This window comes from Solirubrobacter deserti (assembly GCF_027587175.1).
Taxonomy (GTDB): domain Bacteria; phylum Actinomycetota; class Thermoleophilia; order Solirubrobacterales; family Solirubrobacteraceae; genus Solirubrobacter; species Solirubrobacter deserti.
This window is the reverse complement of sequence record NZ_JAPCID010000021.1, coordinates 59,645-84,656: the sequence shown is the minus strand read 5'-3', so window position 1 is coordinate 84,656 and position 25,012 is coordinate 59,645. Positions and strand designations below refer to the sequence as shown.

Sequence of the window (25,012 nt, the reverse complement as noted above, 5' to 3'; positions counted from 1 at the left end):
CTCAGCCTCGGACGCGCGGGGAGCGGACTTGCAGGCACCGGCCCGCCGGCGTCACGAGCACCGGCGCCACGACATACGCTCGCTTACCGGACCGCCGCCCTTGGGAGAAGCGGAACTGCCCCGTCCGACTCACCCGGGTCGTCGCGAGCAGCTTCGGCCGGCGTCCCTCGCGATACAGGCGCACGCCGCGGCGTGTGACGCAGGCCGCGGCCGCCGAGCTCAACCGGCCGGCGAAGCCCTTCCCGCGCCGGACGAGGGTCACCGAACTGCGGTAGTCGGCCTGCCCGTCACAGTTCTCGTCCACGGGATTGTCGAGCACCTCGTCGGCACTCGCCGCGCACGAGGCGACGACTTGTCCGGACGGCGCGACGACCAGCCGCCGGACCACGGACCCCATACCCCCCAGCGCCGTGGTTCCCGAGTCGCTGAAGACGAGCAACTCGTCCTGCGTGAGGCCGAAGGTCCAGGAGCTCTCCGCGCCCGACTTGAGGACCTCCAGCGTCAGCCGCTGAGGCTCCACGAGGTGGCCGAGGTCGACCGACGCGCCGGCCGGGTCGGTGAGCCGCGCGATCTCGGTCCCGTCGACTGACGCTCGGACGGTTCCGGATCCGCTGAACCCGAGCACGTGGCCGGGGCTCTCGGGCGTCACCGCGTCGGCGGGATCGATCCGGATCGAGTACTTGCAGCGCGTGATGTCGGGCGTCGTGACGATGTAGAACTTGCGCCGCCCGGCCGTGCTGTAGCGCAGGTGCGAGACGACGCCGTTCTCTTGGTCGCGCACCTCGCTGACGATCCGGTCGCGTGAGTCGCGCAGGGTGAAGTGGATCGACTGGCTCGACAGGTTGGGCTGGGGCGAGCACTCGAAGACCTGGAGCTGGATGTCCAGCTGCCGCGCGCCGGACGAGTAGAACGCGTACCAGTCGACGTCGTTCTCGGTCTCGCGAGCGGCGAGCACCGTCGTTCCGCCAGGCAACGGCCCGGCCGCGGCCCCGAGCGTCTCGTTCGGCTCGTACGGTCCGTCGGCCGCGGCGGGCGCGGCGGTGAAGAGGGCCAACGCGAGCGCGACGACCCCGACGCGCAGCCGCGCCGTCGTCGCACCGTGCAGAGTCCTCACAATGGCGTGCAAGGTCGTCACCCCTTCCGTGGGCGAAGGTCTTGGGTCAACTCGAGGCGCACACCCTCGGGGCCGGCGCTGCCGCGCAGGGGATCGTGAGCGTGCTGGCGGCGCAGCCTACTCCGGCTCCGGACGGCGCGGTTGTGAGATCCCACAAAGGCGGTCTATCGTCCGCCGATGGACTCCACGCGCGAGAGGATCGTCGAGAGCGCCCTCGCGGTCGTCGACCAGATGACCTTCGGCGAGCTGCTGGCGGCGTTGACGCCGGAGCGCCTGGCCGAGGACGCCCGCTGGTCGCCGGGGACCGTGCGCTACCAGTTCCGCGCCGCGGAGGGCTCGCTGTCGTTCGATCGCGGGCGGCTCGCGGACGCGCTGCTCGACCGCTTCTGCGAGCGCTCACGGCTCGAGGCGCAGGCGTCCGTGGCCGGCTACGTCGCCGCCGCCGAACAGCTCGGCGCCGGGGATCTCGACAGCGTCGCCGCCGCGATCGAGAGCAACATGGCCGCCTTCCGGCCGGGTTCGGCCGGTACCGAGGCCACCGCCGGCGAGCGCGTACACCTGCTCGCGCTCGCCATGTGCGACGCCGAACCCGCCGTCGCCGCGCGGCTACGCGGGTTGCAGCAGGACGTGCTCGACATCTTCGCCCCGGTGTACGACGCGCTGCTCGCCGCGACCGGCCGCCGTCCGGCACCGGGCTTCACGCCGCGCGAGCTGGCCGTCGTGGTCAACGCGTTCCTGGAAGGGCTGCTGCTCGTGCACCGTTACGACACCAGCCTCGACCCGGCCGTCGCCGCCCGGGCCGTGCTGCGCGCGTTCTGGGCGCTGACCGTCCCGGACGAGCCCTAGACGAACTTCGGCGCGACCTCGGTCAACGACTGGTCGAGGATCTCGAGCGCACGGCGCAGCTCGTCGTCGGTGATCGTGAGCGCGGGCGCGATCCGGAACGTGCCCGACAGCTCGGGCAGGTTGACGATGTTCAGGTGCAGGCCGAGCTCCAGGCAGCGGTCCATGACGGCCGTGCCGAGCGCCGGCGAGCTCTCCTTGGTCTCGCGGTCGAGCACGATCTCCAGGCCCTGCATGAGCCCGCGCCCGCGCACGTCGCCGACGACGGCGTGGCGGTCCTGCAGCTCGCGCAGCCCGGCCGCGAGCAGCTCGCCCTTGGCCGCCACGGCCGCGCCGACGCCGTCGTGCTCGAGCACGTCCAGGACGGTGTTGCCGACGGAGGCGACGAGCGGGTCGCTGATGTGCGTCGTGTAGAAGAGGAACTTGCGCTCGAAGGCGGCGGCCTCGATCTCGTCAGTGGTGACGACCGCGGCCAGCGGCAGGCCCGCGCCGAGCGTCTTGGACATCGTGATGATGTCGGGCACGACACCGTCGCGCTCGAAGCCGTAGCGATCGCCCGTGCGGTACAGCGCGGTCTGCGCCTCGTCGAAGATCAGCAGCATCCCGCGCGCGTCGCAGTGCTCGCGCAGCGCGGCGAAGTAGCCGGGCGGCGGGACGAGGATGCCGCCGCTGGACAGGATCGGCTCCACGATGCAGGCCGCGAGCGCGCCCGTGGACTGGGCGTCGATGAGCTGGAAGCCGAGGTCCAGCTGGCGGCGCCAGTCGAGCTCGCCGTCGGCCGTCTCGATGTCCGGGCGGTAGGTGTCCGGCGTCGGCAGGACGAAGTTGCCGACGTTGGCGGGGCCGTAGCCCTTGCGGCCGGCGCTGTAGGTCGCGTTCTGCGCGCCGCCCGTCATGCCGTGCCAGGAGCGGCTGAACGCCACGATCTCGTGGCGGCCCGTGACGAGCTTGGCCATCCGGATCGCGGCCTCGTTGGACTCCGCGCCCGTCGTGAGCAGCATGGTCTTGGTCAACGGGTCCGGCAGCGACTCCGCCAGCCGCCGCGAGAGGTCGACGACCGGCCGCGAGAGCATGCCGCTGAACAGGTGGTCGAGCGTGCCGACCGCCTCGCGCACCGTCGCGACGATCGCCGGGTGCGAGTGGCCGAGGATCGCGCTCATCTGACCCGACGTGAAGTCGATCAGCTCCCGGCCGTCGGCCGTGTAGAGCGTGCTGCCCTCAGCGCGCTCGACGATCACCGGCACGAAGGTCGGGTTGTAACGGACGACGTGACGGTCGACGTCGGACCAGAACGCCGGGTCCAGCCCGGTCTCGGCAAGCACGCTCATGTACCGCAAGCTAGCTCGACCGACCGTGCAGGTCCAGCGACATTTTCTGCTCTGGCTGTAAAGTTGTGCTTCACAGTGCTCGACCCACGCCGCCTGCGCCTGCTGATCCAGCTCGAGAGCCTCGGAACGGTCCGGGCGGTGGCGAGCGCCGCCTCCATGAGTCCGTCGGCGGTGTCCCAGCAGCTCGCGGCGCTGGAGCGCGAAAGCGGCGCGGCCCTGCTGGAGCGGCACGGGCGCACGGTCGCGCTGACCGACACGGGCGTCGCGCTGGCCGGCCACGCTCGGCTGATCCTCGAGCGCATCGAGGCGGCCGAGGAGGCGTTGCGCGCGCTGCGTGACGCACCCGCCGGCAGCGTCCGCGTGTCCGCGTTCACGAGCGCGATGCGCGGCTTCGTGATCGACGCCGCGGCCGAGGTCGCCCGCGTGCACCCGGGCATCAGCGTCCAGCTCGCCGAGCTCGAGCCGGCCGAGAACGTGCCCGCGCTCGAACGCGGCGAGGTCGACCTCGCGATCGTGGCCGATTTCGGCGACGGCACGTTCCCACATACCCCGCAACTGCGGTCGGTGCCGCTCGCGCAAGACGAGCTGCAGGCCGTGCTACCGCCGGGCACGCCGTTCAGCGGCGCGCTGGCCGACCTCCGCGAGCATCCGTGGCTGCTGGACGGCACCGAGCTCGAGGGCCACATCATCCGCCGCTGCCGGCAGGCGGGCTTCGAGCCGCGCTTCGCCGGCCGCCTGTTCAGCCACGAAGCGCTGCTCTACGCCGTCCAGCGCGGGCTGGGCGTGACGGTCCTGCCGTCGTTCGTGCTCGCCCCGGCGGGAGCGGTCGAGCGCCGCTCGCTCGACCCCGTCGCCCGCCGGGACTTGCTCGTCCTGCACCGCGAAGAGGCGCTCACGCGGCGCTCGGTCGCCCTCGTCCTGGACGTCCTCACGGCTTCAGCGGCCGCCGCACGATCCTCGGGTCCTTCTTGCGCTTGCCGATCGTGAGCGTCGCCACCGACCCGGTCGCGCCCGCCTTGGTGATCCGCACCTCGATCTTCGCCCCGGTGCGCAGCTTGCGCTTCTTCCCGAACAGGCTCGTCAGCGACCGGTTGCCCGCCTTCACGTTGCGGTAGGTCTTCGACTTGAGCGGGCAGCCCTTCTTCTTGCCGCCGGCGCACGTGATGCGGACCGTCTCACCGCCTTCGAGGTCGGTGATGCGGATGCGGGTGAGCACGGTGCGCGCGCCGGTGAAGCCCCAGCTGAAGCTCGCGCGCGCCTTGAGCACCTTCTCGACCGGCGGGGGCGGCGGCGGGGCGGGCGTCGTAAAGGTGAAGTCGCCGCTGGGCGCGGCCTCGCCCTCTTCATTGATCGCACGCACACGGGCGTGATATGTCGTCCCGGCCGCGAGTCCGCTGAGCGTCGCGCCGACTGGGAACGGCCCGACGCCGCTCGCCGCGACGGTGACCGCGCTGCCGTACGCGGTGGTCGGTCCGTACTCGAAGGTGACCGTGGTGGCGTTCCCGCGCGCGTCGACCGTCGCCGAGACGTTGGCGCTCGTCGTGGCGGTCGCCACGCCGCCAGCCGCCCCGACGCGCGGCGCGCTGCTGACGAAGCGCCGCACCCGCCCGGAGTCCAGGTCGGTGAAGTAGAGGTCGCCGTCCGGCCCGGCGACGATGTCCCAGGGCTTGCCGCCCGCCGGGAAGGACTTGAACGTCCCGTCGGCGGACACGCGGACGAGGTTGCCGCTCTCGCTTCCGGCGGCGTACACGCGACCGTCAGGCGCGGCGACGATGCCGAACGGCGCGGTGACGGAGCCGCCGAACGTCTGGGCCGCGCCGCCGTTCTGCGTCGCGGGGAAGCGGGCGACGCCGCTGCCCCCGAATTGGGACACCCACACGTTGCCCTGTCCGTCCACCGTCACGCCGTCGGGCGAACCGGGCACGCCCACTGCCGTCTCGAAGGCGCCGAGCGCAAGCGAGTAACGCAGGACGCGGTCGTTGAAGAAGTCGGGCGCGAAGAGCTTGCCGCCGCTGACCGCGAGGTCGAACACCGCGTTCGGCGTCGTGTTCTTCACCTGGCCGGCGCCGTTGGCGTCCACGGACCCGATGTACGAGTCGCCGCCGCACGTGCCGGGCTGCGTGAAGTACATCCGTCCGTTGCCGCCGTCGGCGATCCCGACCGGGCCGCAGCCCGCACCGCCCGTGTTGGTCGGGATCAGCTGCGGTGCCGGAGCGGCCTGCGTCGTGTCGAACCGGGCCAGCTGGTTGGCGCCGGTCACCGACACCCAGACCGTCCCGTTGGGCCCGGCCGCGATCGACGTCGGGCGCGCGCCCACGGCCCAGCGTCCGGTGATCTGCCCCGCGGGCGTCATCCGCGCGACCGAGTTGCCGAACTCCTCGGAGACCCAGAAGTTCCCGTCCGGCCCGAGCGCGATCCCGTTCGTCCCGGTCGTGAACCCGCTGAAGTCCTGGATGACGGCCGCGCCCGCCGGAGCCGGAAGCGCGACGAGCGTGAGAAGAATCCCGAGCAGTAGGCGGCGACGCATGTGCCGACCGTACTCCTCTAGTGGCGGTCGCGGTGCATCTCTTTCACGACCGCGCCGATCACGACCGCCGCGAGCAGCCCGATCACGACGACGTTCTTGGCGCGGTTGACCCACTGCAGCCAGTCGGGGACGTCGATGTCCGGCAGCGACAGGTCGACCGACGGGAGGTCGACGAACCGCAGCGCGACATTGAGCAACACGATCAGGGCGATGACGGCGACGACCTTGGCGGCACTGGACATGCCCCGATCATCGGCGTCTCGCGGGCCGTGAACATCCGGCCGCAGTCGACTTGCACTTCGACCAAAGTCGGTACGCTCGCGCCCATGCTGACCCGTCGCCAGCTCGTCCGGCGCGGCGCCGCCGGCGCTGCCGTCCTGCTGCTCCCGCCGGCCACCGCCCGCGCCGCCGTCCTGCGCGACGGACGCTTCCGCCAGGGCGTCCTGTCCGGGGACCCGACGCCGGACGGGATCACGTTGCTGACGCTGCTCGACGACGCCGAGGGGCGCGGCCAGGTGCGGCTCGAGGTCGCGCGCGACGCCGCCTTCCGCCGCGTGGTGGCCTCGCGCAACATCACCACGAGCGCGCGCGACGGCTACTCCGTGAAGGCGCGGATCAGGGGCCTGGACCCGCACGAGCGCTACTTCTACCGCTTCGAGACCCGCACGACCCAGTCCCCCGTCGGCCGCTTCCAGACCGCGCTGCCGGAGGACTCCAACGAGACGGTCAAGTTCGCGTTCTTCAGCTGCGCGGACTACACGCACGGCTACTACAACGCCTACGAGCTGATGGCGCGCGAGGACGTCGATTTCGTCGTCAACCTCGGCGACTACATCTACGCCGAGGCCTATCACCGCCGGGGCCAGACCGGCGTCCGCAACGACCCCATCGGCGAGGCCCGGTCGCTCGACGACTACCGCGACAAGTACGCGCTCTACCGCTCCGACAAGGCGCTGCGCGACGTGCACGCGAAGTTCCCGATGATCGCCACCTGGGACGACCATGAGGTGATCGACAACTACGCCGGCAGCGCGCCCGCCGGCGGGCTGCCCGCGGGGAAGTACAACACCGCCCGCAAGAACGCCGGCTACAAGGCGTACTTCGAGGCGATGCCGTTCTTCGCGTCCGGCCGCAGCCGCATCTACCGCGGCCTGCGCTTCGGCAACACCGTCGACATGATCATGCTCGACCAGCGCCAGTACCGCGACGACCAGCCGTGCAACGACGCCGTCGCGGTCCCGTGCGCCGGCTACGACGCTCCGCGCGCGTACCTCGGTCGCGCACAGATGGACTGGGTCAAGCAGCGCCTGGCTTCCTCCCCCGCCGCGTGGAAGGTCATCGGCAACGAGACGATGATGATGAACGCCGAGCTGCTCGGCGGCGCGTACTACACGTTCGACTCCTGGCAGGGCTACAGCAACGAGCGTGAGGAACTGCTCGAGCACATCCGCTCCCGCGCGATCCAGGACGTCGTGTTCGTCACGGGCGACATCCACACGTTCATCGCCGGCGACGTGCGTACGCAGCGCCAGCGCGGCGAGTCGGTGGCGCTGGAGTTCGTCGGCGGCTCGATCACGTCGCAGTCGTTCGGGGAGACCGACCTGCCGGTCGGCGGCGGGCAGACGCTGCCGGGCAACGACGCCAACCCGAACACGCCGCAGGCGATCATCGACACGCTGCGCGGCCTGAACCCGTGGGTCGACCAGGCCGACTTCGACCACCACGGCTACGGGCTCGTCGAGGCCAGCCCGACCAAGTTCGATGTCAGCTTCAAGCGCGTGCAGACGATCAAGCGCCGCTCGCGCGCGACGCTCCCGTCCACCGGCTTCACCTACTCGGTGGCGCGCGGGCAGAAGTCGATCAAGGGCGTCAACGGCCCGCCGGCATGAGCGCTCCGTCACCGGAGGAGGCGGCGGCGGTGATCGCCGCGATCCAGCAGTTCGAGGTCGACACCGCCCCGCCGCCCTCAGGGGAGGGGAAACCCGCGGTGGTCAGCCCGTGGGTCAGGGCGGCGAGGCTTGAGGGTGTCGATCGTGAGCCGGAGTGGGTGTTCCGGCAGTGAAGTCGGGAGAAACCGGCCGGCGCGGCGGCCCCATTTGCCGGCCGGCCGGTTCCCATATGGACCGCTACTCAAAAGGCCCCAGGATGAGAGCGGCGTACTGTCTGGAACGCGGCCTCTCGCGCAGACTTGCGGCAAAAAGTGGACGCGTCACATCGCTTACAGGGCGGGCGTCCAGGCGTAGCGCTCGAGGAACGGCGGGCGCAGCACGGTGACGCTCGTGTTGGCCGGCCCGGCGACCATCCGCGGGTTCACGCCGGTCACGTACGAGAGCGCGGCGCGGACCACGCCGCCGTGGCAGATCACCAGCCAGTCGCCGCCCGCGGCCACCAGCTCGTCGACCGCGCCGCCGACCCGCGCCTCGAACTGCGCCCACGACTCCCCGTCCGGCGCCCGCAGCGGCCCGCCCCGCCACGCGGCCTCGGTCCCGGTCGGCAGCTCCGCCAGCGAGCGCCCGGACCACTCGCCGACGAAGATCTCGCGCCAGCGCTCGTCACGCGGCGCGTCCGGATAGCCGAGCAGTGCCGCGGTCTCGCTCGCGCGCTGCAGGTCGCTCGTCACGACCTGCTCGAAGCGCGGCAGAAAAGGGCGCAACGCCTCCGCGTCGGCACGGCCGGTCTGCGACAGCGGCGGGTCGGCCTGACCCTGCAGCCGGGCCTGGGCGTTGTAGGTCGACTGGCCGTGGCGGACCAGGACGAGGCGGGGAGGGGTTAGCATGGCGCGCCCCATGTTTACTAGGGTCCTGGTCGCGAACCGCGGGGAGATCGCGGTGCGAGTCATCCGCGCGCTCGACGAGCTCGGGATCGAGTCCGTGGCGGTCTACTCCGAGGCCGATCGCGAGGCGCAGCACGTCCAGCGCGCCACGCACGCCTACCTGCTCGGCCCGGGTCCCGCGGCCGAGTCCTACCTCAACGTCGACAAGCTGCTCGAGGTGATCGAGGAGTCCGGCGCCGAGGCCGTGCACCCCGGCTACGGCTTCCTGGCCGAGAACGCCGCGTTCGCGCGCCGGCTGGAGGAGGCGGGCGTGACGTTCATCGGCCCGCCCGCGAGCGCGATCGAGGCGATGGGCTCCAAGACCAAGGCGCGCGAGCTGATGCAGGACGCCGGCGTGCCGATCGTGCCGGGCACCACCGACCCGGTCGAGTCGCTCGAAGACGCTGAACGCATCGCCGAGGACATCGGCTATCCGGTCGCGGTCAAGGCCGCGGGCGGCGGAGGCGGCAAGGGCTTCCGCGTCGCGCTGGAGCCGGACAAGCTCAAGGACGCGTTCGAGGGCGCGGCGCGCGAGGGCGAGAAGTTCTTCTCGGACGCGACCGTCTACCTGGAGCGCTACCTGCCGGACCCGCGCCACGTCGAGGTGCAGGTGCTGGCCGACGGGCACGGCAACGTCGTCCACCTGGGCGAGCGCGACTGCTCGATCCAGCGCCGCCACCAGAAGCTGATCGAGGAGTCCCCGGCACCGCTCGTCGACGCCGAGCTGCGCGCGCGGATCGGCGAGATCGCGGTCGAGGCCGCACGCGCGGTCGACTACCGCGGCGCGGGCACGATCGAGGGCCTGCTCTCCGACGAGGGCGAGTACTTCTTCCTGGAGATGAACACGCGCGTGCAGGTCGAGCACTGCGTGACCGAGGAGGTCACGGGCGTGGACATCGTGCGCGAGCAGATCCTCGTCGCCGCCGGCGAGCCGCTGAGCTTCGGCCAGGACGACATCCGCTGGCACGGCCACGCGATCGAGTGCCGCATCAACGCCGAGGACGCGGCGCGCAACTTTGCGCCCGCGCCGGGCACGGTCACGCACTACCGGGAGCCGTCCGGCCCGGGCGTGCGCGTGGACTCCGGTGTGCTGTCCGGCTCCGAGATCACGCCGCTGTACGACCCGATGGTGGCGAAGCTGATCGTGTGGGACGCCGACCGCGAGCGCGCCACGCGCCGCATGGCCCGCGCGCTGAAGGAGTTCGAGATCGAGGGCGTGCGCACGCTGATCCCGTTCCACAAGGCGATCATGGCCTCCGAGCAGTGGGCCAAGGGCGAGACGTGCCGGGACCTGATCGAGGACAAGGAGTGGCTGAAGACGCTGGCGGCGCCCAAGCCGGAGCCGGCCGCCGAGGAGGCGGAGGTCGTCGCCCGCGACTACGTCGTCGAGGTGTCCGGCAAGCGCTTCCAGGTCACCGTCCACGGCGAGGCGGCCGCGAGCAACGGCGCCGCGCCCAAGGCCGCTCCGAAGAAGCGCGAGCGCAAGGGGTCCAGCGGCGGTGGGGGCGGCGGCGACACGCTCGCCTCGCCCATGCAGGGCAACGTCTTCAAGGTGCTCGTCGAGCCGGGGGCGCAGGTCGAGGCGGGCGCGCTGATCTGCATCATCGAGGCGATGAAGATGGAGAACGAGATCACGGCCCACAAGGCCGGGACGATCGCCGAGCTGCCGATCTCCGAGGGCGCCGCGGTCAAGTCCGGCGACACGCTGGCGGTGATCAAGGATGCCTGACCTGCTGAGCGAGGCCATCGAGTGGCTGAAGATCCCCTCGGTCTCCACCGGCGAGCGTGACGAGGCCGCGCTGCGGGAGGCCGCCGAGTGGGCCGCGAAACGCGTGACGGACGCGGGCGGCACCGTCGAGCTGGTGGACACGGCGGGCGGCGCCCCGCTCGTCGTCGGCGAGCTGCGCTCCTCCCGCGAGGACGCGCCGACCGTCCTCATCTACGGCCACTACGACGTCCAGGACCCAGGCGACCTCGCGCTGTGGGACTCGGCCCCGTTCGAGCCGACCGAGCGCGACGGCCGCCTGTACGCCCGCGGCGCGACCGACGACAAGGGCAACTTCCTGCCGCTGCTGCACGTCGCCTGCGAGCTGGCCCGCGCCAACGAGCTCGGCGTGCACGTGCGCGTGCTGATCGAGGGCGCCGAGGAGACCGGCTCCGACGACGTCGGCGCCTGGGTGCGCGCCGACGAGCGCGGCGCCGACGCGGCGGTCGTGTTCGACGCGGGCATGGTCGACCCCGACACGCCGGCGCTCGCGGTCGCCACGCGCGGCATGGTCTTCGCGCACATCGAGGTCCGGACCGGCACGCAGACCGCGCACTCGGGCATCTACGGTGGCGCGGCGCTGAACGCCTTCCACGCGCTGCACCGCGCGCTGGGCGCGGTGCTCGCAGGCGCCGACGGCCGGCTGCCCGAGCCGCTGCGCGTCGGCATCCGGCCGCCCACGCCGGCCGAGGTGGAGACGTGGGCGACGCTGCCCGACGGCGAGGGCGAGCTGGCCAACGTCGGCGCCCGCCCGGCCGACGCCACCGCCGCGGCCGAGTTCTACGTCCGCACGACCGCGGAGCCGTCGCTGGACGTGCACCGGATCGAGGGCGGGCAGGCGCGCACGATCGTCGTGCCGGTCGCGTCGGCCGATCTGTCGGTGCGGGTCGTCGGCGGGCAGGACCCGGACGAGATCGCCGCCAACCTCGAGCACCTGCTGCGCGAGGCGCTGCCCGAGGGCGCGGAGCTGCTGTTCTCGGCCGACACGGCGCGCCCGAGCGCGTTCGATCCCGAGGACCCGGTCCTGCGGGCGGCGCGGCGAGCGTTCGAGCGCAGCACCGGCAAGGCGCCCGCGCTCGTGCGCGAGGGCGGGACGATCCCGGTCCTGGCTGACTTCTCCGCCCGCGGCATCCCGACGATCGTCTCCGGCTTCAGCCTCCCGGACGACGCGCTGCACGCGCCCAACGAGTCCTACCGGCTCATCGCGCTCGAGCACGGCGCGGCGGCCGCGCGGGCGCTCTACGAGGAGCTCGCGAAGCTGCGGTGAACGAGCTGATCGCGGAGCTGCGCGCGCTGCCCAAGGCTCAGCGCAGCGCCGCGGCGCTCCTGCTCAACCCGAAGTTCCAGGAGGCCGTGCGGCTCGCGTCGGCGACCGGCGACGAGGAGCTGTTCGCGCTCGTGCGCGGCGAGCGGATGCGGGCGTGCGTCGCGCTCGAGGCGCTCGCGCAGCGCGACGGTGAGGAAGGCTCGCTGCTGCTGCTCGCCCCGGCCGCGCGCGGCGCGTTCGCGTGCTTTCTGCTCCGCGCGCTCGACCGCCGCGCCGGTCACGGGCTCGTGCAGCGGCTTCTGCTGGCCGTCGGCGAGGGGTGGCTGAAGCCCGCGCCGCTCGCGGACCTGCGGGCGCTCGTGCTGCGCCGCGGCGAGCCGGTCGACCTCAGTCCGGCGGGCGACAACCGCGTCGACGAGCTGCTCACGCTGGTGGACAAGCTCGGTGACGCGCTCGACCCCCAGGTGAGGGCCGACCTCGTGCGCCGCAAGCGGCTGCAGGAGCTGGCCGGGAACCTCGGCGGCGCCGGCCGGCTGCACCGCGGCGAGGCGGCGCGCACGCTGGACGCGGGGGTCGTCGGCGACGACGCTTTGGGGCGCGACCTCGACGCGCTCCGGCGAGCGATCGGCGCCGACCGCTCGGTGCTGGTCGTCGGCGAGCCCGGCTCGGGCCGGACCGTGCGGATGCGCGCGCTCGGCGCGGACCTCGCGCGCGAGCGCGGCTGGGCGGTCTACGAGGCGAGTGCGACCGAGCTCAACGCCGGCCAGACGTTCATCGGCGAGCTCGAGGAACAGGTGCTGCGGATCGTCAAGGCGCTCGACGATGCGCCGGTGCTGTGGATCGTGCCGCGCTTCGAGGAGCTGCTGTGGACGGGCACGCACCGCCACAGCCGCACGGGCATCCTCGACATGCTGCTGCAGGGGATGGGGGGCGCGCGCCTGCGGATCGTGGGCGAGGTCGACCCGGCCGGCTACGAGCGGCTGCTGCGCGAGCGACCGGCCGTGCGGACCGCGTTCGAGCCGCTGCGCGTCGAGCCCGCGGACGAGTCCGCCGCGCGCGAGCTGGTCCGCGCCGTGGCGCCCGACGCGGCGGTGGCCGACGAGGCGCTCGCGCTCGCGCGCCACTTCCTGCCGGGCGCGCTGCCCGGGTCGGTGCTGTCGCTGCTGGAGGCGACGCGCCAGCGCGCCGGCGACGCGTACGGCATCAACGACGTGCTCGAGAGCGTCGCTGAACGCTCCGGCATGCCGCTGGCGATGCTCGACGACCGCTCGCGGCTGGACGTGGACGCGGTGCGGCGCTTCTTCAGCGCGCGCGTCGTCGGCCAGCCCGAGGCGGTCGAGCTGATGGTGGAGCGGATCGCGTTGCTCAAGGCGGGGCTGACGGACCCGACGCGGCCGCTCGCCGTGCTGCTGTTCGTCGGCCCGACCGGTACCGGCAAGACCGAGATCGCCAAGGCGCTGGCCGAGTACCTGTTCGGCTCAGGCGACCGGATGATCCGGATCGACCTGTCCGAGTACCAGAACCCCGGCAGCGCGCAGCGGCTGCTGGGCAGCGGCGAGCCCGAGGACGCGTCGCTGGTGGCCTCGATCCGCAAGCAGCCGTTCTCGGTCGTCCTGCTCGACGAGTTCGAGAAGGCCGACCACGGCGTCTTCGACCTGTTCCTGCAGGTGTTCGACGACGGGCGGCTGAGCGATCCGCACGGCGCGCCCGCCGACTTCCGGCACGCCGTGATCATCATGACCTCCAATCTGGGGGCCACGATCCCGACGGGTGCCGGGATCGGGTTCTCGCCCGCCCAGGGCGGGTTCGTCGCGCGCAGCGTCGAGCAGGCGGTGACCAAGACGTTCCGCCGCGAGTTCGTCAACCGGATCGATCGCACGGTCGTCTTCCGGCCGCTGTCGCGGCCCGTGATGCGCGAGATCCTGGCGGCCGAGCTCGAGTCCGTGTTGGCCCGGCGCGGGCTGCGCTCGCGCCAGTGGGCGGTGGAGTTCGACGACTCCGCGCTGGAGTTCCTGCTGAGCGAGGGCTTTACGCCGGACCTCGGCGCCCGGCCGCTCAAGCGCGCGGTCGAGCGCCACTTCCTGACGCCGCTCGCGCTGGCCATCGCGGGCCACGACGTGCCCAGCGGCGACCAGTTCCTGTTCGTCCGCGCGGGGCGCGACGGGCTCAAGGTGACCTTCGAGGACCCGGACGCGCCGTCGGAGGTCGTGCCGACGCCCGCCGAGACCACGCTGAAGACGCTCGCGCGCGAGGGCGGACCGGGGCTCGAGCTGCTGGAGGCGACGTTCGCGAACGTCAGCGAGCGGCTGGCGCGCGAGGTCGAGACCAAGGACGCGCTGCTGGCGCAGATGGCCGAGCCGGGGTTCTGGGAGGACGACGGGCGGGGCGTCGTGCTCGCCGGGATCGAGCTGCGCGACCGCATGGAATCCGGCCTGCGCTCCGCCGCGTCGCTGCTCAACCGCGTCCGCAGTGCGCGGCAGCCGCCGGCCGCGATCGTCCGCCGCGCCGCCCAGCGGCTGCTGCTGCTCGGCGAGGCGCTCGACGCGCTGGCCGCGGGCGAGCCCGCCGACGCCGGGCTCAGGGTCGACGGCGACCCGGAGTTCGCGCCGCGGATCGTCGCCATGTACCGGGCCTGGGCGCACGAGCGCGGCATGCGGCTCGAGGTCGTCTCCGAGCAGCCGTTCGAAGCGACCGTCTCCGGCTTCGGCGCGCTGCGGGTGCTTGCCCCCGAGGACGGCATGCACGTGCTGGAGGTCCCGGACGGCAAGGGCGGCTATGAGCGCCGGCGCGTGCGCGTTCGGGTCGTCGGCGCGCCGGAGGAGGGCCGCTCGACGATCGTCCGCCGCTACCGCGAGCGCCCGACGCCACTCGTGCGCGACGCCATCCGCGGCTGGCGGACGGGCCGCCTGGACGCCGTCCTCGCAGGCGGCTTCGACCTCGTCGAGTAGTCCGCACCCCGACGGGAGCGGCTGCCCGCACCCCGGCAAAGATCAGGGACGAGCTCCCGATGTAACGGCGCGCGTGCGCCGGACCATGCCGTCCCATGCGAATCAGCCTTCCCACCCTCGCCCTGGTCGGCGTGCTGGCCGTCGGGATCTCCGGCGCCGCGGTCGCCGCCCCGCCGCGCGAGGACACCGGAACCTCCTCCGCCTCCAAGGCCCTCACCGCCAGCCAGGCCGGCACGCACGACGGGCTGCCCAAGACCGTCGCGAAGATCGCGCTGCCGGCCGACGGCGCCTTCACCGTCTCCGCCAAGGCGACCCTGATGAGCAAGACGTCGCAGCAGGAGCTGGCGGCGTGCGATCTCGTCATCAAGCGCATCGGCAGCCAGACCAAGCTCGACAGCGGGAGTTGGATCGGCAACGCCAGCACGCTGGCGCTGCAGGCCACCGCGACCACGGACGCCACCGGCGCCTCGCTCGAGCTCGTGTGCGGCGGCGACATCTCCAGCAAGGGCGACTTCACGCTGTCGAACGCCAGGCTGACGGCCCTCCAGGTCGGCTCGGTGGAGGTGCAGTCGTGATCCGCGTCCGCCACCTCGCTCTCGCGGGCGTACTCGCCCTCGGCCTGACCGGCGGCGCCGTCGCGGCGATCCCGTCGGCCGACGGCGCGATCACCGCGTGCATGACGACCGCCGACGGCAGGCTGCGAATCGTGGACGGCGAGCAGGAGGTGGGCCGCTCCTGCCTGCCGGGCGAGAAGCCGCTCAGCTGGAACCAGACCGGGCCACCCGGCCCCGCCGGCCCGTCGTTCGCTCGCATCATCGAGCACCCCGGCGCGTTCATCGGCGAGCACGCAGGGCACGACAAGCATGTCGGCATCCTCACGCTGGCGCCGAACACCCACCACGTGGTGACGGTCAGCGCCCGGGCGGACCGACCCGAAGCCCATCACCTGAACACGATCGGCGCGAGCTGCGCGGTTTACGCCGCGCCGACCGGCAACGGCGGCGGGTGGGGCGACAAGGTGGCCTCCGACAAAGCCTGGTGGACCGGCGGAGACGACACCCCGCAGCGCCTACTGATGCGTGGCTACATCACGACGACCCAGTGGACCACGGTCAGGGTCGTCTGCCACGCCGACGCGCAGTCCGGGTACGGCGGGCCCAAGGACTTCACGCAGGTCAGCCAGGTGCAGTTCGAAGCGCTGCAGATCGGCGGCTACAGCCGCAAGGTCACCCAGTAGAGCGCGAGCGCGGCGAGCGCCAGCATCACCGGCACGACGAGCAGCGCGCCGGTGATGCTGGTGGCGTCCGCGAGCGCGCCGATCGTCAGCGGCGCCAGCAGGACGGCGGTCGAGCCGGCCAGCACGGCGCGGCCTGACGCGAGCGCCGCGCGGTCGGGCGCGAGCGCGACGGTCACGGCGAGCGCGAACGGGAACAGGTTCCCGAGCCCGACGCCGATCACGAACAGCCCGGCGAACACCTGCGCCGGGTTCGTCGCAGGCCACAGGACCGCGAAGCCCAGCGCGGCCACCACGAGCGCCGCCGCGAGCAGGCGGGGCGGCGGATGCCGGCGCGCGAGCGCGCTCCCGGTCACGCGGCCGGCGAGCACGCCGCCGAAGTAGCCGAACATGAGTGCGACGGCGGTGTCAGCGGAGACGTCGGCGGCTTCCTCGGCGAAGCTCGCGCCCCAGGCGGTGAGGCACCACTCGGCCGCGACCGTGCAGAACATCATCGTCGCCGCCACGGCGAACGCCGCGCCCAGCCGGCCGTGATCGGCGCGAGCCGCCGGAGCGGTCGTGATCGGCACCGCGCGGGCGGCGGCGAACAGCGCCACCGGCGCGAGGAAGCTGGCCAGCAGCGCGGCGCGCCAGTCCAGCAGCGCGATCGCGCCGACGAGCAGCACGTACGCGGCGCTCGCGCAGACGTTGGCCTCCGTCAGGGCGATCGCCCGCTGCTCGCCGTGGTGGTCGGCGAGCAGCGCCTGGTCGGTCGCGAGCAGCAGGCCGCCGCCGTAGCCGGCGACGAGCAGCGAGCCGATCGTGACCGCCACGACCGGCCCCGCGACGAGGCCCGCGACGCCGAGCATCATCACCGCGACGGAGCCCCAGAGCAGCGCGCGGCGGCCGAGCGCGGCCTCCAGCCGCGGCGCGGACAACCCCGCGAGGGTGCTGCCCGCCGCGAACGCGGCCACGTGCAGCCCGCCGGTCGTGTAGCCGATGTCGAGCTCGTCCCGCAGGTACGGGACGACGAGGCCCGGCGCGGCCTGCAGGAACGCGAACCAGGCCAGCAGCGCGTACGCGACCCAGGTCAGGCGGTCGCGCCGGAAGCTCACGGACCGCCGCGCGTGAAGCGCCCGCGGCCACGGCACAGCTCGAGCGCGTACTCCGGCGCGTCGACGGTCGGCCCGTCGTCGAACCGGACCCGCCAGCGGCGCTGGATCCAGCCCGCCTGCCCGACGACCAGACCCTTGGCGCCCTGCGCGACGCCCTCGGGCAAGGCTTGGTTGGCCATCACCCGCGCGCCCACGTCGATCGTCTCGAGGTGCGTGTCCACTGTTGGCTGTAACGCGCCCGGGGCGCAGAGATTGCGGTCATTCACGCGACTGCCGCCAGCGCGTCGGCGAGCTGCTTGCGGGAGCGTACGCCGAGCTTGGAAAACGCGCGGCCGAGGTGCGTCTCGACCGTCTTCTCGGTGACGAACAACGCCTGCGCGATCTCGCGGTTGGTGAGCCCGTCGGCCGCCATCTCGGTGACCCGGCGCTCGGACGGCGTGAGGTCGTCGCGGCTCGCGGCGGCGCTGCGGCGCGGACGCGCGCCCGTGGCGAGCAGCTCGCGGTGGGCCTGCTCGACGAGCCGGCTCGCGCCGCAGCGCAGCGCGAGCTCCTGACCGCCGCGCAGGTGGTCGCGCGCGGCGTCGCGGCGACCGGCGCGCACGAGCGCGCGGCCGAGGTCCACGCGGGCGCGTGCCAGCTCGAGCGTGCCCTGACTCGCCTCGAGGCTGGTGACGGCGTCGGTGAGCAGCTCGATGCGCCGTTCGCCCGACTCGGCGAGCGCCGCGGCGCGGAGCGCGACGCCGATCGCCCGCGGCGCGCCGATCCGCCGGGCGAGCTGGAGCTCGGCGTCGGCCAGCGCGCGGCCCTGCTCCAGCCGGCCGAGCGCCAGGCAGACCTCGGCGGCGCTCGAGCGCCACGCGATGATCTGCGGCGTCCCCACGCCCCACAGCTGCTCGCGCGCGCCGCACGCCAGCAGCTCCTCCAGCCCGCCTTCGGAGTCCCCGAGCTGCGCGCGCAGCCAGCCGCGGGCGTGGATCGCCTGGCTGTAGGGGAGGTCCTCGGTGGGCTGGGTGGCGAAGAAGTCGTCGGCGAGCGCGAGCAGCTCGTGGTCGGCCTCCCCGCGTTCGAGCCGGGTGAAGACGAGCGCGTTGAGCGCGCACGCGAGATAGCCCTGCGAGCCGTGGACGTCGTTGCGCAGGTCGAGCGCCGCGGTGGCGTCGGCCTCGGCCTCCGACAGGCGGCCGCACCGGTAGTACAGGAGGCTGCGCAGGCTCGAGGCGGCCGCGAAGCCGACGCTGGAGCCGCGCCGCCGGGCGTCCGAGACGGCCTGGTCGTAGGCGCGCTCGGCCTCCTCGTAGCCCTCGGAGAACATCAGCGCGCCCGCGGCGCTGATGAACACGTGCCCGCCCGCGCTCACGTCGGTCGGCTGCTCGGGCCCGAGCGCCTTGCGCGCGAGCTCGGCGGAGCGCTCGCACGGGCCCGCGGCGATCACGGTCTCGAACGCGCTCGCCATCAGATGCAGGCGGTCGAGCTGGGTGGCGGCGCGCTCCGGCGCCTCGAGCGCGGCGATCTCGGCGGCCAGCAGCGGCCGCGCCGAGAGCGAGATGTAGCCCGAGGAGACGAGCTCGAGCTCGAGCTCCTCCGCGAGCGGGCCGTGGTCGAGCTCGGCCAGCGCCTGGCGCAGCACGTCGACCGCGGCCGGCGAGTCGCCGCGGAACTTCAGCGCACGGGCGAGCCCGACGGCGATCTGGCCGCGCTCGTGCGCGTCGGCGGCGAGCTCCATCGCGGCGCGGAAGTGCTCGACGGCGTCCGGGCGGCCGGACTGCGCCTCGGCGCGGGCGAGCTCGTGCAGGACCGCGGCCTGCGTCTCTGCGGGCGGTGGCTCCTCGAGCGCCCGCTGCAGGCAGGCGAGCGCGGCTGCGGGGTCGCCGAGGATCAACGCGCGCTGCGCGGCGGCGCGCAGCGCCTGCACCGCCCACGCGTCACCCCGCGGGGCGGTGAGCGCGAGGTGCGACGCGATCTCCTCGGGCGCAGCGCCACGCTCGGCGAGCAGGCGCGCCGCCCGGTGGTGACCGTCGCGGCGCACGCCCGCGGGCAGGTCGTGGTAGATCGCGGCCAGCACGATCGGGTGCACGAAGCCGAGCCGGTCGTCCTCGTCGCGGGTGATGACGTCGGCGCGGCAGAGCGCGTCCAGCGCGGTCTCGGCGGCGACCGGATCGAGGCCGGCGAGCTGCGCCGCGAGCGGCGGGCGCGCGCCCTCGCCGAGGATCGCGATCGCCCGGGCGAGCGCGGGCGCGTCGGACGGAAGCCGCTGGAGGCGCTGCAGGACGACGGTGCTGATCGCCTCGGGGCCGAGCGCGCGCACCGCGGCGGCCTCGGCGTCGGTGGCCCGCAGGCGCTTGTGCGTGACCTCGTGCAAGAGCTCGGACACGAGGAACGGGTTGCCGCCGGTGGTCTCGTGGCAGGCGCGGCAGAAGCCGTCGGCGGCGTGATCGTCGACGGCCTTGCGCACCCACTCGCGGACGGCGTCGCCGCTCAGCGCCGTGGGGCGGAGCACGCGCGTGGCCGGGTCGGTCACGATCGCGCGCAGCACGTCGGACTCCTGCTCCGCGCGCGGGCGCGTGCCGACGAGCAGCGCGACCGGGAGATCCTCGAGCCGGCGCAGAAGGAAGCCGAGGAAGCTGAGGCTCGGCTCGTCCGCCCACTGCGCGTCGTCGACGCAGACGACGAGCGGCTGCTCCGCGGCCAGGTTCGCGCACAGCCAGTAGAGCCCGTGCAGGCGCGCGTAGGAGGACTCGTCGGCGTTGTCGGCGAGGTCGAAGATCGGCTTGGCGAGGCTCGCCGCGCCCGCGAAGTGGCGCTCCTCAGCGGCGGCGCGCTCGAACAGCTGGCGTACAACGCCGAACGGGAACGTGCGCTCGAGCTCCGAGCCGCGCGCGTGCAGGATCAGCATCCCGGCGTCGCGGCCCTGCGCGCGCGCCGCGGTCAGCAGGCTCGTCTTGCCGATCCCGCCCGGCCCCTCGACCGCGATCGCGTGGCCCGTGCCCGCGCGGGCACGGGCCAGGACCCGGTCGAGCTCCGCCAGGTCGTCCTCGCGTTCGAGCAGCTCGCGCACGTTGTGCGCATCCTAAGCGTGTCAGCGGTTGGCGTTGGCGGCGCCCAGCGCGGCGACGATCGCCAGGCAGATCAGGGTGATGTGCTTGAGCATGCCGTCGATGGTCCGGGAGCGGGCCGCCGGCGGCTTCAGGCGGCACCCTGATCCGGGCCCTTAGAGCGCGTGGGCGAGCGCCGCGACGGCGCCCGGGACCGCCGCCTGCGGCAGCCGTCCGTAGCCGATGACCAGCGCAGGCTCGTCGCGGGCGGTGAGCCGGTAGGCGTTCAGGCCGTTGACGCGCACGCGGCGCTCGGCGAGGCGGCGCACGACCGCGTCCTCGTCCGTGCCGGCCGGGAGCCGCAGCAGCAGATGGAGCCCGGCGGCGACCCCGTCGATCCGGCAGCCGGGCAGCCGCTCGGTCAGCGCGGCGACCAGCGCGTCGCGGCGTTCCCGGTACTCGCGCCGCGTACGCCGCAGGTGCCGGTCGACCTCGCCGGTCGCGAGCAACCGCGCGTACGCGCGGGCGTTGATCGCCGGCCCGCCGCTGTCGACGGCCCAGCGCTCGGTGGCGATGGCGTGCGTGAGCTCCGGCGGCGCGAGCACCCACCCGAGCCGCAGCGCGGGCGCGAGCGTCTTCGACGCGGTGCCGAGATACACGACCCGGTCCGGCGCGAGCCGCTGCAGCGTGCCCACGGGCGCGCGGTCGTAGCGATACTCGCTGTCGTAGTCGTCCTCGAGCACGATGCCGCCCCACGCCAGCAGCGCCCGCCGGCGCTCGGGGCTGAGGACCGCGCCCGTCGGGAACTGGTGCGCGGGCGTGACGAGCACGGCGTCCGCGTCGAGCCGGCTCGGGTCGATCCCGTGCTCGTCGACCGGCACGGGGACGACGTCCAACCCGGCCGACCGGATCGTCCCCCAGGCGTCGTCGAGCGACGGGTCCTCAACCGCCACCCGCGTCGCGCCGCGATGCGCGAGCGCCCGGCACGCCAGCCACAACCCCTGCGTGTAGCCCGACGTGATGACGAGGTCCTCAGCGTTCGCCGCCGCGCCGCGCACGCGCACGAGGTACGCGGCCAACTCGGCCCGCAGCTCGTCGTCCCCACGCGGGTCGCCGTAGTCGAGCGCCGCGTCCGGCATGTCCGCGAGCGCCCGCCGCAGCGCCGCCGCCCACGCCCGCCGTGGGAACGCCGACAGATCGGGCGCCGTCGCACGCAGATCCACCCGGGCCGCCGGAGCACCCACGTTTCCTAAAGAGGGACTGTCCCCCTTTAGGAAAACACCCGTCGGTGTCCCCGGCGGACGCCCGCCACCCGGGTCGTTTCCTAAAGAGGGACTGTCCCTCTTTATGTTCGCCGGCTCGGTTCGGACGACGGGCGCGGCGCCGTGGCGGACCTCGATCCAGCCCTCGGCGGCGAGCTGGGCGTAGGCCTCGCTGACGACGCCCCGGGACACGTGCAGCGCCTCGGCGAGCACGCGTGAGGCGGGCAGGCGCGTGCCCGGCGGAGCACCGCCGCCGGCGATCGCGGCGCGGATCGCGGTCTCCAGCTGAGCGCGCAGCGGCTCGGGCGAGGCGCGGTCGAGCGCAGCGAAGAGCTCCAAAGTGGCACGGTTCGTCGACATCGAAGTGGCTCTGTTGGTCGAGCCACTCGGACGGTACCGTCTCGAGCATGAGCGACATGCCGGAGCTGCGCACGGGCCCGCCGTGGGCCATGGAGGAGATGATCTACGCCGAGCCGGGGTTGGTGGAGCCGATCCTGACCTCGTCCGCCGCGCTCGAAGCCGCCGAGTCGATCCGCGAGGGCGGACCCGTCGTCATCGTCGGCTGCGGCACGTCCGAGCATGCGGCCATGGCCGGCGCGGCGTTGATCGAGGGGGCGACGGCGCGCGACGCCTTCGAGGCCTCGCTCGACCCGCAGGCCGGCGGCGTCTGCATCGCGATCTCGCACGAGGCGGGCACGGCCGCGACGCTCGCCGCCATGCACGCGGCCGCCGCCAACGGCGCCCGCACGATCCTCATCACCGCCAAGCCCGACGAGATCGTGCCCTCCTCGGCCGCCACCGCCACGACCGGCGGCGACACCGTCACCGCGCCCGACATCGTCTTCGCGACGCCGCTCGTGGACACGTCGTGGTGTCACACCGTCGGCTATGTGTCGCCGCTGCTGGCGCTCACCGCGATCGCCGGCGCCGCCGACGCCGCCACCTGCGCCCGCGTGCTCACCGACACGCTCGAGCACCGCGCCCGCTTCACCGACGCGGCCAAGCAGCTCGCGTCCGCCGAGCGGCTGGTCATCACCGGCAGCGGCGTGGACGAGATCACCGCGCGCGAGCTCGCCCTCAAGATCGAAGAGGGCCTGCACGTCCCGTGCACCCCGCTCGGCGTCGAGAAGGTCCTGCACGGCCACCTCCCGGCCGCCGACGCCACCACCGGCATCATCGTCATCCGCGTCGACCCGAGCGCCGCGGCCAAGCGCGACGCGCGCGCCGACGACGTCCGCCGCGCCGTCGCCGAGCTCGGCATGCCGACCGTCACGGTCGACGCGCTGCCCGAAGGCCACCCGCTGCTCGCGGGCGCGATCGCGCTGCAGCTGCTGACGCTCGAGCTCGTCCACCAGGCGGGCACCAACCCCGACCTGATCCGCCGCGAGCAGCCGACCTACAAGGCCGCCGCGGACGCCGCCAGTACATGAGGTCCAGACCCTCTCGGCGCCCGAGTGCGAGCCCTTCGGGCGAGTACTCGCAGCGACGCGAGCCGCCAGCCGAGCGTCGCCCGTGAGCGGCGCGCCCGCCGCGCTGCTGGCGTCCCTGCTCTGGGGCACGGCCGACTTCCTCGCCGGGCGGGCCAGCCGCGTCCACCCCGCGGTGCTCGTCGCGCTCGTCGGCCAGGCGGCCGGGCTGGTCGCGCTCACGATCATCCTGGCGATCCGCGGCGTCGACTCGGGCGCGTTCCTGCCGGGAGCGCTGTCGGGCGTCGTGGGCTCGGTCGCGATCCTGTGCTTCTACCGCTCGCTCGCGCTCGGGACGATGTCCGTGATCGCGCCGATCGTGGCCACGTCGAGCATCGTCCCGGTGGTCGCGGGCGTCGTGTTCGACGGCGAGCGCCCCGGGGCGCTGCAGTGGGTCGGCATGGCGCTCGCGCTGGCCGGCGTGATCCTCGCCAGCCGGGAGCCCGCGCACACGACCGCGATCGACCCGCGCCGGGCGATCCAGCTCGCGCTGATCGCGGCCGTCTTCATCGGCCTCGCGCTGATCTGCCTCGACGCGGCCGCCGAGCACGACGCGCTCGGCGGCGTCGCGGCGGCACGGGTCGTCGGCGTCGTGGTGCTCGGCGCGCTCGCCTGGCGCACCGCCGCCCGCGCGCCGCTCTCCGAGCTCCCGAAGCTCGGCGGGATCGGCCTGCTCGACACGGGAGCGAACACCGCGTTCGCGATCGCCACCACCGGCGGCCTGCTCAGCCTCGTCTCGGTCCTCGGCGGCCTGTTCCCGGTCGTGACCGTCGCGCTGGCCTATCTGATCCTGCACGAGCGGCTCGTGCCGGTTCAGCGGGTCGGCGTCGCGCTCGCCCTCGCGGGCGTCCCGCTCATATCCGTGTGAGGTTCTTCTCGTGGATCGCGCGCTGGGCCTTGGTCCGCCGCGCCAGCGGCAGCGACGCTTCCGGCAGGCCTTCGAGATAGGCCCGGTCCTCGCGCAGGATCGCGAGCGCGCGCTGCGCGTCGATCGGGCCGCCGTGGCCCGGGACGACGTGCTCGGCCTCGATCACGAGCTCCTCGAGCCGGTTGAGCGTCGCCAGGTAGGCGGACACGGAGCCGCCCTCGGAGATCATCGGGATCTCGACCGGTGACAGGTAGTCGCCGGGGATGAGCACGCGCGCCCACGGGACCCAGACCGCCATGCCGTCCACGGTGTGCCCGTCGGCGGGATGGACCTCGAGCGTCTGCTCGCCGATGTCGATGTAGCCCGGCGTGTCCAGCCGCTGCGCGCCCGGCAGGGACAGCGGGGAAGGGCGCACCACATACATCTCGTCGTCGAAGTCGCGCAGCTTGCGCTGGGCCGCGCCCGGCTCGTTGATCAGCCGCGCGGCGGTCGACTCGGCGGCGCCCAGCGGCGCCTCCGGGAACGCGTAGCGGCCGAGCAGGTGGTCCCAGTCGGCGTGCGTGGCCAGCACCCCGACGACGTTGAACTGCGACTGCGCGGCGATCCCGGGCAGGATCTCCAGCTCGTCCGGGAACACGGGCGAGTCCACCAGGAACGCCTCGCCGCCGTTGCGCACCAACACGCTCGCGGTCGCGAACGCGCGGGAGGTGACGGCGATGACGTCCTCGTGAAGGGCGACTGCTCTCAAGCGACGCCGAGCAGCTTCGCCGCTTCGAGCAGCGTCTTGACCTCGGCCGTCGGCTTCTTCTGCGACGCGTCGAGGGTCTCCTTGTTGCGGTTGACCCAGATCACGGGGACCTTGGCCTTCAGGCACGGCTCCACGTCGTAGTAGTACGACGAGGTGACGTGCACCCAGCCCTTCTTGGTGCCGATGCGACGCTCGGCCTCCTTGAAGTGCGCGGGGTCCGGCTTGTAGGAGCGGACCTGCTGCGCCGTGACCACGAGGTCGAAGTCCGTCTTGAAGTAGCGCCGGGTCTCACCGAGCAGCTTGTCGTCGATGTTCGAGATCAGGCCGAGCTCGAACTTCTTGGCGAAGCGGTCGAGCTGGGTCCTGGTCTCCTTGAACGGCGGCCAGCGGGACACCGAGGCCGGGAGGAAGCCGGAGCGAGACGGCTCCAGCGGCCAGCCGAGCTGGCGTGAGATCTGGACGGCGGTCCGGCGAAGGACCTCCGCGTACAGCTCGTACGAGCCGCCCTTGATCTCCTGCTGGGTCTCGAGGAAGAGCGGCACGAGCTCCTCCTTCGACAGCGTGTAGCCGTCCTTCTCCGCCTCCTTGGCAAACGCGTCGTACACCCCGGTCTCCCAGTCGATCAGGGTGCCGTAGACATCGAAGGTGACGAAGGTGACTTCTTTAGGGAGGGGCATCGCGGCCGTGCATGATGACATTTCCAT

At 73.3% G+C, this 25,012-nt stretch carries 22 protein-coding genes; 11 read left to right on the top strand and 11 right to left on the bottom strand.

Features of this window, described 5'->3' with window-relative positions:
* Window position 1 precedes the first annotated feature (1 nt).
* On the bottom strand, window positions 2-1,114 hold the full coding sequence (locus OJ962_RS16415) for a hypothetical protein (RefSeq protein ID WP_202954957.1): 1,113 nt from the start codon (window positions 1,112-1,114) through the stop codon (window positions 2-4).
* 177 nt (window positions 1,115-1,291) lie between these two features.
* Between OJ962_RS16415 and OJ962_RS16410 the strand changes: the two genes are divergently transcribed.
* The gene (locus OJ962_RS16410; RefSeq protein ID WP_202954956.1) at window positions 1,292-1,960 is read left to right on the top strand and encodes a hypothetical protein; all 669 of its coding nucleotides are present in this window, start codon (window positions 1,292-1,294) and stop codon (window positions 1,958-1,960) included.
* On the opposite strand, the gene OJ962_RS16405 is transcribed toward OJ962_RS16410, so the two are convergent.
* A complete protein-coding gene (locus tag OJ962_RS16405; RefSeq protein WP_202954955.1) occupies window positions 1,957-3,285 on the bottom strand; it encodes an aspartate aminotransferase family protein in 1,329 nt (442 codons plus the stop codon). The genes OJ962_RS16410 and OJ962_RS16405 overlap by 4 nt on opposite strands.
* Window positions 3,286-3,360: 75 nt before the next feature.
* Here OJ962_RS16405 and OJ962_RS16400 point away from each other — a divergent pair, with 75 nt between their 5' ends.
* On the top strand, window positions 3,361-4,272 hold the full coding sequence (locus tag OJ962_RS16400) for a LysR family transcriptional regulator (RefSeq protein WP_202954954.1): 912 nt from the start codon (window positions 3,361-3,363) through the stop codon (window positions 4,270-4,272).
* Here OJ962_RS16400 and OJ962_RS16395 read toward each other — a convergent pair.
* Window positions 4,214-5,812, bottom strand: coding sequence for a virginiamycin B lyase family protein (locus OJ962_RS16395; protein ID WP_202954953.1), 1,599 nt, complete (start codon window positions 5,810-5,812; stop codon window positions 4,214-4,216). The genes OJ962_RS16400 and OJ962_RS16395 overlap by 59 nt on opposite strands.
* 17 nt (window positions 5,813-5,829) lie before the next feature.
* Complete coding sequence (locus OJ962_RS16390; RefSeq protein WP_202954952.1) at window positions 5,830-6,054, bottom strand: hypothetical protein; 225 nt, start codon at window positions 6,052-6,054, stop codon at window positions 5,830-5,832.
* 84 nt (window positions 6,055-6,138) lie between these two features.
* Between OJ962_RS16390 and OJ962_RS16385 the strand changes: the two genes are divergently transcribed.
* Both OJ962_RS16385 and OJ962_RS16380 read left to right on the top strand, forming a co-directional pair.
* The gene (locus OJ962_RS16385) at window positions 6,139-7,701 is read left to right on the top strand and encodes an alkaline phosphatase D family protein (RefSeq protein ID WP_202954951.1); all 1,563 of its coding nucleotides are present in this window, start codon (window positions 6,139-6,141) and stop codon (window positions 7,699-7,701) included.
* A 29-nt stretch (window positions 7,702-7,730) separates the two neighbouring features.
* A complete protein-coding gene (locus tag OJ962_RS16380) occupies window positions 7,731-7,874 on the top strand; it encodes a hypothetical protein (protein WP_270006481.1) in 144 nt (47 codons plus the stop codon).
* A 156-nt stretch (window positions 7,875-8,030) separates the two neighbouring features.
* Here OJ962_RS16380 and OJ962_RS16375 read toward each other — a convergent pair whose 3' ends face one another.
* Window positions 8,031-8,588 carry a histidine phosphatase family protein gene (locus OJ962_RS16375; protein WP_202954949.1) on the bottom strand — a complete coding sequence of 186 codons (558 nt, stop codon included), beginning with the start codon at window positions 8,586-8,588 and terminating at the stop codon, window positions 8,031-8,033.
* A gap of 10 nt (window positions 8,589-8,598) precedes the next feature.
* Between OJ962_RS16375 and OJ962_RS16370 the strand changes: the two genes are divergently transcribed.
* From OJ962_RS16370 to OJ962_RS16350, 5 genes are all read left to right on the top strand, one after another.
* Complete coding sequence (locus OJ962_RS16370; RefSeq protein WP_202955220.1) at window positions 8,599-10,353, top strand: acetyl/propionyl/methylcrotonyl-CoA carboxylase subunit alpha; 1,755 nt, start codon at window positions 8,599-8,601, stop codon at window positions 10,351-10,353.
* Complete coding sequence (locus OJ962_RS16365; protein ID WP_202954948.1) at window positions 10,346-11,656, top strand: M20/M25/M40 family metallo-hydrolase; 1,311 nt, start codon at window positions 10,346-10,348, stop codon at window positions 11,654-11,656. The genes OJ962_RS16370 and OJ962_RS16365 overlap by 8 nt, the downstream gene beginning before the upstream one ends.
* Window positions 11,653-14,604, top strand: coding sequence for an AAA family ATPase (locus OJ962_RS16360; RefSeq protein WP_202954947.1), 2,952 nt, complete (start codon window positions 11,653-11,655; stop codon window positions 14,602-14,604). Before OJ962_RS16365 ends, OJ962_RS16360 begins: the two co-directional genes overlap by 4 nt.
* A gap of 95 nt (window positions 14,605-14,699) precedes the next feature.
* The gene (locus tag OJ962_RS16355; RefSeq protein ID WP_202954946.1) at window positions 14,700-15,179 is read left to right on the top strand and encodes a hypothetical protein; all 480 of its coding nucleotides are present in this window, start codon (window positions 14,700-14,702) and stop codon (window positions 15,177-15,179) included.
* Window positions 15,176-15,841 carry a hypothetical protein gene (locus OJ962_RS16350; protein WP_202954945.1) on the top strand — a complete coding sequence of 222 codons (666 nt, stop codon included), beginning with the start codon at window positions 15,176-15,178 and terminating at the stop codon, window positions 15,839-15,841. Before OJ962_RS16355 ends, OJ962_RS16350 begins: the two co-directional genes overlap by 4 nt.
* Here OJ962_RS16350 and OJ962_RS16345 read toward each other — a convergent pair.
* The 4 genes from OJ962_RS16345 to pdxR form a co-directional block, all read right to left on the bottom strand.
* Entirely contained in the window at window positions 15,817-16,932 is a 1,116-nt protein-coding gene (locus OJ962_RS16345; RefSeq protein WP_202954944.1) for an MFS transporter, read from the bottom strand. The genes OJ962_RS16350 and OJ962_RS16345 overlap by 25 nt on opposite strands.
* Window positions 16,929-17,153, bottom strand: a complete 225-nt coding sequence (locus tag OJ962_RS16340) for a hypothetical protein (protein WP_202954943.1) — start codon at window positions 17,151-17,153, stop codon at window positions 16,929-16,931. The genes OJ962_RS16345 and OJ962_RS16340 overlap by 4 nt, the downstream gene beginning before the upstream one ends.
* A gap of 41 nt (window positions 17,154-17,194) precedes the next feature.
* Window positions 17,195-19,987, bottom strand: coding sequence for an ATP-binding protein (locus tag OJ962_RS16335; RefSeq protein ID WP_202954942.1), 2,793 nt, complete (start codon window positions 19,985-19,987; stop codon window positions 17,195-17,197).
* A 153-nt stretch (window positions 19,988-20,140) separates the two neighbouring features.
* A complete protein-coding gene (pdxR, locus tag OJ962_RS16330) occupies window positions 20,141-21,565 on the bottom strand; it encodes a MocR-like pyridoxine biosynthesis transcription factor PdxR (RefSeq protein ID WP_270006480.1) in 1,425 nt (474 codons plus the stop codon).
* A gap of 68 nt (window positions 21,566-21,633) precedes the next feature.
* Here pdxR and OJ962_RS16325 point away from each other — a divergent pair, with 68 nt between their 5' ends.
* The gene (locus OJ962_RS16325) at window positions 21,634-22,656 is read left to right on the top strand and encodes an SIS domain-containing protein (RefSeq protein WP_202954940.1); all 1,023 of its coding nucleotides are present in this window, start codon (window positions 21,634-21,636) and stop codon (window positions 22,654-22,656) included.
* 82 nt (window positions 22,657-22,738) lie between these two features.
* The gene (locus OJ962_RS16320; protein WP_202954939.1) at window positions 22,739-23,560 is read left to right on the top strand and encodes a DMT family transporter; all 822 of its coding nucleotides are present in this window, start codon (window positions 22,739-22,741) and stop codon (window positions 23,558-23,560) included.
* On the opposite strand, the gene OJ962_RS16315 is transcribed toward OJ962_RS16320, so the two are convergent.
* Together OJ962_RS16315 and OJ962_RS16310 are read right to left on the bottom strand one after the other, a co-directional pair.
* Complete coding sequence (locus OJ962_RS16315; RefSeq protein ID WP_202954938.1) at window positions 23,547-24,308, bottom strand: MBL fold metallo-hydrolase; 762 nt, start codon at window positions 24,306-24,308, stop codon at window positions 23,547-23,549. The genes OJ962_RS16320 and OJ962_RS16315 overlap by 14 nt on opposite strands.
* Window positions 24,305-24,985 carry an HAD-IA family hydrolase gene (locus tag OJ962_RS16310; RefSeq protein WP_202954937.1) on the bottom strand — a complete coding sequence of 227 codons (681 nt, stop codon included), beginning with the start codon at window positions 24,983-24,985 and terminating at the stop codon, window positions 24,305-24,307. The genes OJ962_RS16315 and OJ962_RS16310 overlap by 4 nt, the downstream gene beginning before the upstream one ends.
* Window positions 24,986-25,012 lie beyond the last annotated feature (27 nt).